We start from the raw sequence: 14,676 nt of genomic DNA on the forward strand, positions 1-14,676 counted from the left end.
ATACTAACTCACAGCACCAAGGTAGATATTTCAGTGCCTACCTTGGTGCTTATTATTGAGAACTAATTCTCTTGATAATCAAACGGTTAACGTTGCATCTGATCGTCATGCAGCCATTGTGCGACTTGCTTGGCAAAATAGGTTAATACCCCATCCGCACCCGCGCGTTTAAAGCACAATAGAGACTCCATCACCGTCGGTTTCTCTTGCAGCCAGCCATTTTGTATTGCGGCCATATGCATCGCATATTCGCCAGAAACCTGATAGGCAAATGTCGGAACCCCAAAGGTATCTTTCACCCGACGCACTACATCCAAATATGGCATGCCCGGTTTAACCATCACCATATCCGCCCCTTCCTGCAAGTCCTGAGCGATTTCTTGCAACGCTTCATCGCTATTCGCCGGGTCCATTTGATAGGTTTTTTTATTGCCACCTTTCAAATTGCTACTGGAGCCAATTGCATCGCGGAATGGGCCATAATAACAAGAGGCATACTTGGCTGAATACGCCATGATTTGTGTATTTACCAGACCTTGAAGTTCTAACTGATCGCGAATAGCACCAATGCGGCCATCCATCATATCGCTCGGGGCAACAATCTCTGCGCCAGCTTCTGCATGTGATAAGGCCTGACGCACTAAAATTTCTTTGGTGATATCGTTTATGACATAACCATCAGCATCAATCACACCATCTTGCCCATGGGTCGTGTATGGGTCGAGTGCAACATCTGTAAGAATACCTAACTCTGGCACTGCATCTTTTAATGCACGGACAGTGCGCTGTACCAGGCCATTCGGGTTATAGGATTCTTCCGCGTGTAGTGACTTCATACCTGGTTCAATGACCGGGAATAACGATATGACCGGGACGCCAAGCTTGGCAATGGCCTCAGCTTCTTTCACCAACAAATCAATCGTCATACGCGAGACACCCGGCATAGACGAAACGGCTTGCTGATGGTTGTTTCCTTCCATCACAAACACTGGATAGATCAAATCATTAACTGTCAGCTGATTTTCAGCGACCAGTCGACGACTGAAATCATGACGGCGCACACGGCGCATACGGCGACCAGGGAAGGTGCCCGGAAATGCATAGCTCATATTGTTCTCCTAACTCAAACCAACCGGAAAATCCGGCGGGCGTTTTCATCAGTTTTCTGTCCCAGCCATTGGGGGTCTTCTTGTCGCCAGACAGCAACCTGCTGGACGATATGAGGCAGAAAGCAGGGCTCATTGCGACGAGATGCAGGTTTAGGATGTATATCCCGCGGCAATAAATATGGGGCATCAGTTTCTAACAGTAATTGTTGGGCGGGAATACGCGATAATAATGCTCTCAGCTCAAGGCCACGGCGTTCATCGCAAACCCAACCAGTGATACCGATAGATAAGCCCAATGCCAGACAGGAATCCAATTCATCAGCGGTGCCGGTAAAACAATGCACAACAGCTGCGGGGATTTTATCTAGCCAAGGTGAAAGTAGAGTGATGAAACGATCATGTGCCTCTCGGCAATGCAGGAATACCGGCAAAGAAAATTCAGCAGCCAAGGCTAACTGTGCTGTAAAGGCAACCTCTTGTTCAACTGGAGTAGAGAAGTTGCGATTAAAATCTAGACCACACTCACCAATGGCGACCACACTGGCATTGGCTGCCAATACCCTGATTTGCTGCTCCACATCTATTTGCCAACTACTCGCATGATGAGGATGAACACCTGCGGTTGACCAGCCATAGCCGGGATAAGCCATAGCTAGCTCAGAGGCTGCCTGGCTTTCTTCAGCATTTGTCCCGGTAATCAGCATACCGGTAACACCAGCCTCTTTTGCCCGAGCCACAACTTGAGAACAGTCTTTTGTAAATTGTGAGCTGGTTAAGTTCACACCGATATCAAACATAAGCGTCCCAAAACAGAAGCCGCCCAGAGGGCGGCTAAAATATTAAAGTAGAGACTTAAGACTCTTTAGGATGATTATCGACTTCTTCATCCTCTTCCTCAATATCTGTACGGCGTTGTTTGCCAGTGTAGAAGCGAGCAAAGAACACCCCCACTTCAAATAACAGATACATCGGAATCGCTAATAATGTCTGTGATAACACATCTGGCGGGGTGAGAAGCATCCCTACAACAAATGCACCAACAAACACATAAGGGCGTTTTTTCTTCAATGCTTCCGGCGTTGTCACACCAGCCCAGCACAGAAGAATTATCGCTATCGGGACTTCGAAAGAAATACCAAAAGCCATAAAAAGTGCCATGACAAAATCAAGATATTTGGTGATATCCGTTGCGATAAGCACACTTTCCGGCGCTGTTTTGGCAAAAAAACCAAAAGCTAACGGGAAAACAACAAAGTAAGCAAATGCCATTCCCAGATAAAATAAGAAGCTACTAGATATCAGCAGCGGGACCATCAAGCGGCGCTCATGTTTATACAGCGCAGGGGCTATAAATGCCCAAACCTGATAGAGGATCATCGGCGCTGAAACAAACACCGAGACCATCATGGTCAATTTAATCGGGGTAAAGAACGGTGATGCGACATCTGTTGCGATCATACTGGAACCAACAGGCAGTTGTTTGATCAACGGTGCTGAGACCAGGTGGTAGATATCATTGGCAAAGAAAATCAATACGAAAAAAACCACTAAAATAGTGATGATGCAATTCAATAGCCGCTTACGCAGTTCTATTAAATGAGTAATAAGGGGTTGGGTATCATCAACAGCCATGTTTACCGATCGCCGCCAGGTTGGTGAGTTCGAGGTTGGTCAGCACCGAGTGAATCTGTGCTATGGGTGTCAACTGTAGCCGTTTGTACCTTCGTTACGGGTGTGTTCGTAACAGGAACCGGCTCTCTATCTGCAGAAGAGATAGACGAAGAAAATGCCTCAACCTGAACAATGGGTTTCTCATTGTTATTAGAAGCAGTTTCAACCGCTGTCGGGGTGACAGCTTTATCAACGTCAGTAGCCGGTGCTTGAGGTGATGCTTGAGCCTTCGTTGCAGACTCAGCAGGCGTCACACCATCATGAATAGCTTCCGGTTCGGTAACGAGCGGATTATGGATCGTGTGCGGTGCTTCCGAACCAATGTCAGAATGATAGGAGCGTTTGAGTGCTTCAGCGGCCTCTTTGAGTTCATCCATTGAAGCTTTCAGTTCAGGTGTCAGATTTTGCAAACCAGCTTCTTCTGCTTTTTTGAGGCTATCTTGCAATTCTTGGATCTTAAGCTCTTGCGCTAATTCGTTTTGCACAGTGGCCGCAAGTGAGCGCAATGTACGAATCCAACCCGCAACTGTTCTAACAGCAACCGGAAGTCGTTCTGGCCCGAGTACGACCAGGCCTATCACAAGAACCAGCAGCAGTTCACTAAACCCGATGTCGAACACAGCTTATCCCTGCTCTTTGTCGTGACTCTTAGACTCTTCAGCTTTAGCAACTGGCTGCTGTTTTTCAGTAATCGATTTTGCAAAATCAGCATCGTTACTGGTTTTATTAGCGTCAGTTGGAGGAGTTTGTGGCTCATCACCCATCGCCTTTTTAAAACCTTTGATGGAAGCGCCCAGATCTGACCCTAAGGTCCGCAGTTTGTTAGTACCAAACAGCAGAACAACAATCACGGCAATGATTAATAACTGCCAAATACTTATACCACCCATTACATTCACCTCTATATACAAGGGTTATTCCACAGAGGGCCGCATTATACGTCATATAACCCCTGTGAATACCTATCTAACTTACCGCATTTTGAACTAGCGCATAGCTTCTTAAACAAATAAGCGACTTATTGAATAACTTTTCCATAACTCATAAGTCGCCTAATAGACTATCCACAGATACTTTTAGCGATAAGTCATTAACTGGTTCGCCGCCAACCAATAAGCCAAGCCAATACTCCAGCGACAATGAACCCAATTGAGAGCTCTACCGCATTGGCTAAGAATAAAATGGTACCACTGACTAATAGTGTAGCGCCAACACCGAACAAATACCGTGATTGGCCCTGACGTTGTTGCTGGCCTTGCATTTGAGTTGTGAGTTTATCGACACTTTGCTGTAATAATTTATGCTGCTGCAAACTGTCATACACGAGCTCTGGCAGCTCAGGAAATTTTTCAGCCCAGAATGGTGCTTTTTCCTTCAATGCACGAATGACCGCAGGCAACCCGACTTGATCTCGTAGCCAGCTTTCCAGGAAAGGCTTAGCCGTCGTCCAAAGGTCAAGCTGAGGATAAAGCTGACGCCCTAAGCCCTCGACATACAACAAAGTTTTTTGCAGTAAAACCAACTGTGGTTGTACTTCCATATTAAAGCGGCGTGCAGTGTTAAAGAGATTCAATAACACATGGCCAAAGGATATTTCGGCTAGCGGTTTTTCAAAAATAGGTTCGCAGACGGTACGAATAGCGAATTCAAAATCTTCAACATTGGTATCACGAGGAACCCAGCCAGAATCAACATGCAGTTCTGCAACCCGCCGATAATCCCGATTAAAGAAAGCAATAAAGTTTTCAGCAAGATAGCGCTTATCTGCTTTATTTAGTGAACCGACGATTCCGCAATCAATGCCAATATAAAGCGGGTCATGAGGATGCTCATAACTGACAAAGATATTTCCAGGGTGCATATCTGCATGGAAAAAACTGTCACGGAAAACCTGAGTGAAAAATACTTGAACCCCACGTTCAGCCAGCAACTTCATATTGGTGCCTTGATCTTCCAAAGCTGCAATATCAGATACTGGAATGCCGTAAATTCGCTCCATGACCAATACACTTTCCCGGCAATAATCAGAATAGACTTCGGGAATATAGAGCATTGGACTGTCTTCAAAGTTACGACGCAGTTGAATAGCATTAGCGGCTTCTCGCAGCAAATTTAGCTCATCAAGCAGTGTTTTTTCATATTCACGCACAACTTCCCGTGGACGCAATCTACGGCCATCAGGTAAAAGTTTGGGTACCCAGCCAGCCAGACGGTACATCAACCGCACATCAGCTTTAATAATTGGCAAAATATCAGGACGAATAACTTTGAGTACAATTTCCTGACCGTTCTCTTTTAAACGTGCCGTATGTACTTGCGCGATAGAGGCGGAGGCTAAAGCTTCTTGTTCAAAATCGTCAAACCATGTTTCTAATGGTCCTCCCATCGCAATTTCAATGTGCTTGCGTGCTAATGCACCATCAAATGGAGCGACTCTATCCTGTAACAACGCAAGTTGATCAGCAATTGCTGGCGGGAAGAGGTCTCGCCTTGTGGACATCATTTGGCCAAACTTGATCCAAACTGGCCCTAGCTCCTGTAAGGCAAGGCGCAAACGCTCACCCAGCGGTTTATCTTTATGACGATTTGGCAACCAGAAAAATAGATGACGACCAACACGTAATGGTAACGTCAAACGTATATTCGGGATTAACTCATCTAGCCCATAGCTCAAGAAAACTCGAATGATAAGATACAGGCGCCGAAGTTCTCCTGGCGTCATTGTTTTGTCTCCATGGTTGCCAATCTGGCAGTCAAAGCCTCGGTTGCACGAGCGGTAGCATCAACCTCTTCGTTAAACCACACCACCTCCAGCGGCGCTGGCGCTATTTTCCATTCTTCAGTTATTGCTTCAGCGACGTAATGCTGTTGCTGTTGAAACTGCTTACGAAGAAAACGGTTACTTTTATGGATGACCTGCCCAACGGTTTCCGCTGCGATATCGCCAATATAGGGAGCCAGCCATTCAGCTGGTTCCCATTCAGCAAGATCAAGTAAGGTGATCAGTTGCTGAACTACTTGGATATCACCCTCGACAACCAATTCACCACTACGCATCAAAGGTGAAAGCTGTTGACGGTCCCGCAGCTTTGCCAGCACAGCAACGTTCGTTTTCACTGTGCAATCCGCATCACCATCCCATTGACTTAAAACATCAACCTGCCGCTCGCTAAATACTAATAGCAGAGGAAAACTCACCTCACGCAACTCGATACTCAGCACTTTTCCCGCTAAGCGTAAACGTGCAGCCTTCAAGCTTTTATCACGAAATAACACACTATTTAGTGATGTTTCTATAGCAGCAGTTATTAGTGGCGACAGCAAAGTTGGTTTCAGTGACAAGGAGTTAAATATCAGTGATTTTAGCGGCATAACCAGACTCCTGTTAGAACTTGAAGCCCCGATGTAACGCAACAATGCCACCGGTTAAATTGGAATAGGTTACGTTTTCAAACCCGGCATCCATCATCATGCCCTTCAGTGTTTCTTGGTTGGGGTGCATACGAATAGACTCAGCCAAATAACGGTAGCTTTCAGAGTCCTGTGCCACAAGTTCACCAATCTTAGGCAAAATATGGAAGGAGTATGCATCATAGGCTTTACTCAAAGGCTCCAGAAGTGGCTTAGAGAATTCAAGAACCAGTAAGCGACCACCGGGTTTTAATACCCGAAACATCGACCGCAGCGCCTTTTCTTTTTCAGTTACATTTCTCAAGCCGAATGAAATGGTAATACAATCAAAGTAATTATCAGGAAAAGGTAACGCTTCAGCATTCGCCTGAACATAGCTGACATTACCAACAATACCTTTATCACGCAGCTTTTCACGGCCCATACGCAACATTGACTCGTTGATATCAGCCAGAACGACCTCACCTTGTTCCCCCACCAGACGAGAAAACTTGGCGGTTAAATCGCCGGTGCCACCTGCCAGATCCAATACCCGTTGACCGCGCCGAACACCGCTACAGTCAATAGTAAAACGCTTCCAAATACGGTGAACACCGAACGACATCAGGTCATTCATCAGATCGTATTTAGCGGCTACGGAATGAAAAACTTCTGCCACCATGCCTTCTTTTTGTTCTTTGGCTACGGTGCGAAAACCAAAATGAGTGGTTTCCTTCTCCTGATCTACCATTTTCTGTGCCTGCTTTTCAGTCAATCTTTCGAGGAAGTGTACCAGAACTCCGATGAAAGCCCCACCTCACCTGGTATTAAGGTAACTGCTTAATCACAGCTTTCTCAACATCATACAGAAGAGGAACATGCAACTAACCCTGATACTTCAGCGGTGCAAAATCACTTATCTCGGATTCTGCATCATCGGATAGCGCTAAATCGTCCTCAGGTTGATCTTCCAAACTAGCTTTCTCTGCCAGTGTTGGACTAATAGGCCGTTTTATCTCGACCCCCAGAGTACGAAAACTTTCAACTTGCCCTATCAGGTTACCACGGCCTTGCGACAGTTTGTTCATTGCCTGACGATAACTTAACTGTGCTTTGTCGAGGCTTTGCCCTAACGACTCCATATCATCAACAAATAAACGCAATTTGTCATAGAGTTTGGCAGCCCTCTCCGCAATACGTTGTGCATTTTGGCTTTGATGTTCGTAGCGCCATAAATTGGTAATAGTTCGTAAAGCCACCAGCAATGTTGTTGGGCTAACCAACATAATATTGTGCTGTAGCGCTTCACTGATCAATTCAGGTTGACGGTCGATTGCCACCAAAAACGCAGGTTCAACGGGAATAAACATCAATACATAGTCAAGCGAACGTAAACCAGGAAGTTGCTGATAATCCTTGCGACCTAGCATCCTGATATGCGCACGTAGTGACAATAAATGCTCGCTTAATGCCGCTTCACGCGCAATATCATCTTCACTATTAAAGTAGCGTTCATAGGCTACCAGTGACATTTTAGCGTCAATAACAACATCCTTACCCTGCGGCAAGCGTACAATGACATCTGGTTGCATACGGCTATTACTATCAATCTTTACACTAACCTGGGTTTGATATTCATGACCCTCGCGTAACCCTGAAGCCTCAAGCACCTTAGCTAAAACGACTTCACCCCAGTTTCCCTGGGTTTTATTATCCCCTTTGAGGGCTTTGGTCAGGTTGAGAGCTTCACGCGCCATTTGAGCATTGAGCTGCTGTAAGCTACGGATTTCATGGGTCAGAGTATGGCGTTCTCGAGCTTCTTGCCCAAAACTATCCTGTACCTGTCTTCGGAAACCATCTAGCTGCTCCCGTAGAGGTAACAGTAAGCGATCCAAGCTTTGCTTATTTTGTTCGTCTGCCCGGCGGCCAGTTTGTTCAAAGATACGATTTGCCAGATTTTCGAACTGAGTGGTTAGCCGTTGCTCACTGTTAAGAAGCAGCCGTTGCTTCTCTTCTGCAGTCAGCCGTGTTTCTTCCAAACGTATAGTGACTTCACGTAGTTCAGCTTCTTGCGCGCTATTTACTTCTCTTTGCGCCCGTAATTCTTGATTGAGCTGCTCACATTCATTGCGCCAATGAGCTAATTGTTGCAGTTTTTCAGAATTTGCCGCGAGTTGACTGTGCAAATTACGCTGTTCTAATTCACTTTGTCGCAATTGCTGTTCATTGCGTTGCAAAAGGGACTGTAATTCTAGAGTGTTTTGCTGTGACTGTTGCAATGACTGCTCCAGTAACCGCCGCTCAATATCCTGCTGTGCTTTATTGCGCTGTTGAGACAAACTGGCAATCAACCAACCTATAAGTCCACCAAACAGGCAGCCTCCCAGCCCATAAAATAAAATGATATCCACGGTTATCTCCCCATTAACCTATTGTCAGTCAAGGTAAGGGGATACTGTATGGATGTCCAGAGTGTTTTTTCGTTACATCCCATATTGCGAAGCTGTGCGCATAAATAATAAGCAGATAAAAAACCGCTTACTCTATGACAGAGAGATACGTTAAAACTGTCAGCCACAAAATATGGAGCCGCTTCAAAGCTGATGCAAAGTTAATCCATCCAGTGAGATAGCCACTGAATACCGAAAGCGCCAGGAGCAAGAATACCGAATGCCCAAATGATTGCAGATGTGATATTAGCCAACTGGAAATAGAATTTTGGCATAGCACATATTCCGGCGACTAGCGGGACAACTGCTCGCAGTGGGCCAAAGAAGCGGCCGATGAAAGCACCGAAGAACCCCCAACGTTCAAAGAAAGCATGACCGCGGACGAGTAGTTTAGGGTTGCGAGAAAGAGGCCACAGGGTGCCGACGCGATCTTTATAATGATCGCCAATCCAATAAGAGAGCCAGTCGCCAAAAAAAGCGCCTGCTACAGCTGCGGCCCAAATTGGCCAGAAGGAAATCCCGCTTTCACCGATTAATGCACCTAGTCCGAGCAAGATAACCGTGGCAGGTAGCAGTAAGGAAAGAAAGGCTAGCGACTCACCAAAAGCGAGAATAAACACGATAGGCATTGCCCACGTTTCATGTTCACGAACAAAATCAATCACGACAGTAATGACATCATTTAAGGTCACAGGCATTTTCCTGTTATCAATAAAGTAGCCATTAGCATACTCAATGTGTCGACATTTTAACTTAACAAAAAATAAACGGCCGTGAGATTCCGACCGTTTATTAGGACTAAAGCTATCGATTTAGGATATCAGGCGTTGGCAGTAACCACCTTATTGCCTGCCATCTCGGCTGATCTACGAATCCACAGCTCACGCCATTTTTTCAGTGCTGATATCAGGATAATGACACCCAATGTCATCATGATGATAGAGATGATGCCATTAAACAGGTTGTAACCTTTCGCTGCTGAATTGAAGTACACGTGGGTGATCATCCAATAACCAGCATAGTTTACGGTGACAAACAGATAAGCCAATGGAATCACGCAAGTCAGCATGTAAACCCGTTTGGTTGCCAGACGCAGAATAATAGTGGCACCGATAATCAAACCAACAGAAGCCATTAGCTGATTTGATACACCGAACAACGCCCAGACTGAGTTGATATCACCGGAGTTAAGGAGGTAACCCCACAGCGCGCAAGCAATAACACTGCATGCTAATGTGCCCGGTAACCAATCAGTACGTTTTAGTGGAGCCCAGATATCGCCCAAAAAATCTTGCAGCAGGTAGCGAGCAACACGGGTACCTGAGTCAACAGCTGTCAGAATGAATACAGCTTCAAACATCACAACAAACTGGAAGAAATAAGCGGCCAGACTACTGAACCACGGCACACGAATGAAGATATCCGTCATACCCACAGCTAAGGTGACTGCGCCGCCGGTACGGCCATACAAATCTAAGCCAATTTCCTGACTCAGTTTTGGTAGGTTAACCACTTCCATGCCCAGCACACTCCAAGCTTCGGCTGAAGAGTTAATCGCGAAGTAGTCGGCAGGATGCAGAGATGTTGCAGCGATCAAGGCCATTACCCCGACCATACACTCGGCCAGCATCGCACCAAAACCAACAGGTAAGATGTCACTCCATTTATCGATTTGTTTTGGTGTAGTACCTGAACCAATAAATGCGTGGAAACCAGAAATAGCGCCACAAGCAATGGTAATAGAGATAAATGGCCAAACTGGGCCAGCTAGTACGGGGCCACCACCGTGGATAAACTGTGTTACTGCTGGGAATTGAATTTCAGGGTTAATAAATACAACGCCAACAATCAGTGCACCGAATACGCCGATTTTCATAAAGCTGGAGAGATAACCGCGAGGGGTCAATAACATCCAGACAGGTAGTGCCGTAGCGAAGAAAGCATACATTGGAAGAATGATACTGACGGTATCTGCTTTCAGCATGAGCCATTCGCCAAGCCAAGTGTGTTCAATATAAGGGCCGACGAACACGCACACCATAATGGCGGCGATACCAACATAAGAAGCCCCTTTCATGCTGCCTGTCATGCGTTCCCATAAGCCAACACAAATCGCGATAGGGATTGTCATGAACACCGCGAAAGTACCCCAAGGGTTACGTTCCAGCGCATGTACTACAACCATTGATAACCCGGCCATAGTGATAGTAATGATAAATAGCATCGCCAGACCGGTACACCAGCCAGCGACTGGCCCGAGTTCTGATTTAGCCACTTCAGATAGAGATTTACCCTGATGTTTCATCGAAGCGAACAAAACAACGGTATCGTGAACGGCACCGCCGATAACACAACCAATCAATAGCCACAGGAAGCCGGGTAAATAACCATACTGGGCCGCCAATACAGGACCAACCAAGGGGCCAGCCGCAGCAATGGCTGCGAAGTGGCTACCAAAGTTAACCCATTTTTTAGTTGGAACGTAATCTTTGCCATCTTCAAAGGTGTGGGAAGGTGTTACTTCACTGTCATCGACGCGCAGAACCTTACGAACAAAAAAGATACCGTATAAACGGTAGCAGATCACAAGGACACACGCGGAGGCGATAACAAAGGTAATCGCATGTTGCATGAGCATTCTCTCCAGGGAATTTGTCAGGCGTTAACATACGCTTGCTCCCTAAGAGAAATATCAACGAACTGGTTAAGCGGTAGTTTGCATCATTAAGCGGTAAAAAAAAGCCACCCAGTGGTGGCTCAATATGCGATAAATCGGAAAAGTGGCATGTTTAGGAACAATTACTCCAAGAAATATGACTGCAACTTTTCGCGCTCCCTGCTGCCAAGACCAAATTCCTGCTGCAGCCACTGCTCGCGGCTCCCGTAACGATCTTGAATACTGCGCAATGCGGTTTGAATAAACTCTTCTCGAGCCGACAATACAAATGCAAATTGCCCTAGCGCCTGAGAATTTAGTTTTAGTGCCAGTTCCGCCAGCATGCTTTCACGGAAAGGTGCCAGAGTTGTTTCAGTCAACAGGTAATCTTCCAATACCGTCGATTCATCAGCGCCTAAAGCAAACAACACCAAAGCCGAACCCACTCCGGTGCGGTCTTTCCCGACGGCACAATGCTGTACCACGCCAGCCGCTGCATGCTCTGGTGAGGCACTATTTTGTAACAAACTGACTAACTGTTTATAAGCTTGATTATTAAATGGCAGGCGACGGTACAGCTCTAACATGAAAGCTCTGGCATCAAATGTCGCTAACGTCTCGTTAGTCAGTTTCTCCAGATTCGCGTTAACTTCACTGCTGAGTGGGTTGGCTGGAATATTGTGATAACTGGCACCTTGCCACACAATATCAGGCTTAGCCTGGACTTCATCCGCATCACGGTAATCAAGAATTTGAGCGACAGAGCCGCTGCTAAGAACAGCACAATCTTTGGTGCTCAAACGGTCAAGTGATCCCGAGCGAAACAATAACCCGCGCTTAATACGCCGGCCATCTGCAACGACATTACCACCGAGATCACGAAAGTTAATACCACCGTCCAGTGGCAATAGGGAAGGATGAGATATAGCAGGTGTTGTCATGTTTTCCTCTTATTTTGCTGTCCATATAAGAGCTACGACATTAACAGATAATCAGCCGAAAAAAAGAACGGGCCAGTAAACTGACCCGCTCATTTGGTATTCATTTATTCGCTTATTGCGAGTTTTACCCATAAGCCGTCTGTATTACAGCAGGTGACGAGCTGCTTCAACGACGATTTTTACTGCATGGCTTTCAGTCGCTTTCATAGTTTCTTCGTTAGGAATCTCTTGCTGGGTACGGTTAACAATCACCCCAGCGACCATACCGGCACGCAATCCTTGGCTAGCACACATTGTCAGCAGAGTGGCAGATTCCATTTCATAATTCATCACGCCCATAGATTGCCATTCTTCCATAGAACCTTTAAAGCGGCTAACGACACGGCCAGAGTAGGTATCGTAACGTTCTTGCCCTGGATAGAAAGTATCTGAAGATGCGGTAACACCAATATGAGTCGTCGCACCGACTGATTTAGCCGCATTAACTAATGCCGTGGTGCAATCAAAATCAGCCACCGCTGGGAATTCCATTGGTGCAAAGTGCAAGCTAGCACCGTCTAAACGCACCGCCGCGGTAGTAACCAATACATCACCAACATTAATATGTGGCTGAATAGCACCTGTAGTACCAATACGTAGAAACGTCCGCACACCAAGTTGTGCCAACTCTTCAACCGCAATAGAAGTTGATGGGCCACCGATACCGGTTGAGCAGACAATCACAGCTTTGCCATCAAGCTCGGCACGCCACGAAGTAAATTCACGATGTGAAGCCAGATGCACTGGGTTATCCATCAATTTAGCGATTTTCTCAACACGCTGTGGATCACCTGGAACGATCGCCAGAGTCGCCCCTTGCAGATCATTTTTAGTCAGGCCCAAGTGAAAAACGTCGGATTTAGCCATGTGTGAGACTCCTCTTTCATGAGAGATGTTATGTCCGTCATACTTCAAGCTGCATGTGCATGGGCTACTTTTAATCTACCGAATAGATGACTTAGGTAAACTCATCGGGATTAATAAGCCTCAAAGAGGCTCGCCCTGCGGGCTAGCATAAATGCTGTTCAAATCGGTTTTCACCGAGTTGTCATTCACTTGCCGCCGTCCTGCAACTCAAATTACTTAGGAATATATGGAGGTACAAAGGAATACTTTACTCAAAATCACCACATAATTTCGTGACGACTATCACTTTGATAAAAGAAATGATTACTGCAAATACATTAGAAATATGATCAATATCACAAATCAAGACTATGTAGACGGAATTTCATACAAACACCACCCTCTGCAGTAGTGATTTTATATATGAATAACAATAGTAGGACTCATTGGGCAATGTTGGATGAATATCTTCTTATCAGAAACTGACTTACCTACCGTACTCATGTCGCAATAAAATGCTTAATTACTGTAAACCTCATCTCATTAATCCCAAAGATTACCTATAGTTAAAGTCGTCAACAGCATACATCAAGGGCGATGGATAGCTCAGCTCTATAAGATTTTACCGAGTCATACTTTCCTCATTTCATAAGGAGACTACCGTGAAAACTGATCAATCTATGACTCTCAGGCAGGCGACAAGCGGATTTACACCCGCAGTAGATCCTCTGGCCTCGACGGTCCGTCATACCAACCAACAAGGTATTCACTGCACAGAAACGACTATCCCTTCTCAAGGCGATGAATTACCAGCGTATATTGCCAAACCGGCCCAACACTCGGGGCCATATCCTGTGGTGATTGTTGTACAAGAAATCTTTGGCGTGCATGAGCACATTCAAGATATCTGCCGCAGATTGGCGAAACAGGGATATTTAGCCATTGCCCCTGAGCTGTTTTTCCGCCAAGGTGATGCCAAAGAATATGATGATATCAATGCGTTAGTTAAAAATCTGGTGAGTAAGGTGCCCGATCGACAGGTCATGGTAGATCTTGATCATACTGCTCACTGGGCATCGCGTCACGGTGGCGATATCAGCAAACTAGCCATTACTGGTTTTTGCTGGGGTGGGCGCATTGCATGGCTATATGCCGCCCATAATCCACAATTAAAAGCCGCAGTGGCCTGGTATGGCAAACTGGTAGGAGAAAAAACTTTACTACTACCGAGATATCCGGTTGATGTTGCCGTCGACCTTAGCGCCCCAGTGATGGGGCTATATGGCGGTAAAGACGGTAGTATCACACAAGAGCATATCGATACCATGCGTCAGGCATTGCGAGCAGCAAATGCTGATGCCGAAATCATTGTTTATCCAGATGCAGGGCATGCCTTTAATGCTGATTACCGTCCAAGCTATCACGAAGAATCGGCACTGGATGGCTGGCTGCGCATGCTTGACTGGTTTGCGCAGCACGGAGTCGCAGCTAATCCTATTACCGAAGATGATAAATAACAGCCATAAAAAAGGGCGCAAAATATGCGCCCAAAGTTTCACAACACACAGTAAACC

At 46.0% G+C, this 14,676-nt stretch carries 14 protein-coding genes; 1 reads left to right on the plus strand and 13 read right to left on the minus strand.

The features are described 5' to 3' along the window. Positions 1-86: 86 nt before the first annotated feature. The 13 genes from hemB to udp all read right to left on the minus strand — a co-directional run bounded on the left by hemB (position 87) and on the right by udp (position 13,123). On the minus strand, positions 87-1,109 hold the full coding sequence (hemB, locus tag ACF3VQ_RS19705) for a porphobilinogen synthase (RefSeq protein ID WP_392432641.1): 1,023 nt from the start codon (positions 1,107-1,109) through the stop codon (positions 87-89). 14 nt (positions 1,110-1,123) lie between these two features. After that, the gene (gene tatD, locus ACF3VQ_RS19710; RefSeq protein WP_392432642.1) at positions 1,124-1,906 is read right to left on the minus strand and encodes a 3'-5' ssDNA/RNA exonuclease TatD; all 783 of its coding nucleotides are present in this window, start codon (positions 1,904-1,906) and stop codon (positions 1,124-1,126) included. Between the two features lie 55 nt (positions 1,907-1,961). Then, positions 1,962-2,741 carry a Sec-independent protein translocase subunit TatC gene (gene tatC, locus ACF3VQ_RS19715; protein WP_392432643.1) on the minus strand — a complete coding sequence of 260 codons (780 nt, stop codon included), beginning with the start codon at positions 2,739-2,741 and terminating at the stop codon, positions 1,962-1,964. Positions 2,742-2,743: 2 nt separating this feature from the next. Beyond that, entirely contained in the window at positions 2,744-3,400 is a 657-nt protein-coding gene (gene tatB / locus ACF3VQ_RS19720; RefSeq protein WP_392432644.1) for a Sec-independent protein translocase protein TatB, read from the minus strand. A 3-nt stretch (positions 3,401-3,403) separates the two neighbouring features. Then, complete coding sequence (tatA, locus tag ACF3VQ_RS19725) at positions 3,404-3,670, minus strand: Sec-independent protein translocase subunit TatA (protein ID WP_005165598.1); 267 nt, start codon at positions 3,668-3,670, stop codon at positions 3,404-3,406. 200 nt (positions 3,671-3,870) lie between these two features. Beyond that, positions 3,871-5,502, minus strand: a complete 1,632-nt coding sequence (gene ubiB / locus ACF3VQ_RS19730) for a ubiquinone biosynthesis regulatory protein kinase UbiB (protein WP_392432645.1) — start codon at positions 5,500-5,502, stop codon at positions 3,871-3,873. After that, a complete protein-coding gene (locus ACF3VQ_RS19735) occupies positions 5,499-6,152 on the minus strand; it encodes an SCP2 domain-containing protein (protein WP_392432646.1) in 654 nt (217 codons plus the stop codon). The genes ubiB and ACF3VQ_RS19735 overlap by 4 nt, the downstream gene beginning before the upstream one ends. 13 nt (positions 6,153-6,165) lie before the next feature. Next, the gene (gene ubiE / locus ACF3VQ_RS19740; RefSeq protein WP_392432647.1) at positions 6,166-6,921 is read right to left on the minus strand and encodes a bifunctional demethylmenaquinone methyltransferase/2-methoxy-6-polyprenyl-1,4-benzoquinol methylase UbiE; all 756 of its coding nucleotides are present in this window, start codon (positions 6,919-6,921) and stop codon (positions 6,166-6,168) included. Between the two features lie 133 nt (positions 6,922-7,054). After that, complete coding sequence (rmuC, locus tag ACF3VQ_RS19745) at positions 7,055-8,581, minus strand: DNA recombination protein RmuC (protein ID WP_392432648.1); 1,527 nt, start codon at positions 8,579-8,581, stop codon at positions 7,055-7,057. Between the two features lie 200 nt (positions 8,582-8,781). Beyond that, positions 8,782-9,312 (minus strand): DedA family protein, encoded by a 531-nt coding sequence (locus tag ACF3VQ_RS19750; RefSeq protein ID WP_392432649.1) that lies wholly within the window; start codon positions 9,310-9,312, stop codon positions 8,782-8,784. A gap of 128 nt (positions 9,313-9,440) precedes the next feature. Further along, positions 9,441-11,252, minus strand: a complete 1,812-nt coding sequence (locus ACF3VQ_RS19755) for a carbon starvation protein A (protein ID WP_392435725.1) — start codon at positions 11,250-11,252, stop codon at positions 9,441-9,443. Positions 11,253-11,419: 167 nt separating this feature from the next. After that, complete coding sequence (locus tag ACF3VQ_RS19760) at positions 11,420-12,217, minus strand: tyrosine-protein phosphatase (protein WP_392432650.1); 798 nt, start codon at positions 12,215-12,217, stop codon at positions 11,420-11,422. Positions 12,218-12,361: 144 nt separating this feature from the next. Beyond that, positions 12,362-13,123 carry a uridine phosphorylase gene (gene udp / locus ACF3VQ_RS19765; protein WP_004703927.1) on the minus strand — a complete coding sequence of 254 codons (762 nt, stop codon included), beginning with the start codon at positions 13,121-13,123 and terminating at the stop codon, positions 12,362-12,364. A gap of 641 nt (positions 13,124-13,764) precedes the next feature. Here udp and ACF3VQ_RS19770 point away from each other — a divergent pair. Further along, positions 13,765-14,619 carry a dienelactone hydrolase family protein gene (locus ACF3VQ_RS19770; protein ID WP_392432651.1) on the plus strand — a complete coding sequence of 285 codons (855 nt, stop codon included), beginning with the start codon at positions 13,765-13,767 and terminating at the stop codon, positions 14,617-14,619. Positions 14,620-14,676: the final 57 nt, after the last annotated feature.

The sequence above is a fragment of the Yersinia fenwicki genome, assembly GCF_043099325.1.
Lineage (GTDB): Bacteria > Pseudomonadota > Gammaproteobacteria > Enterobacterales > Enterobacteriaceae > Yersinia.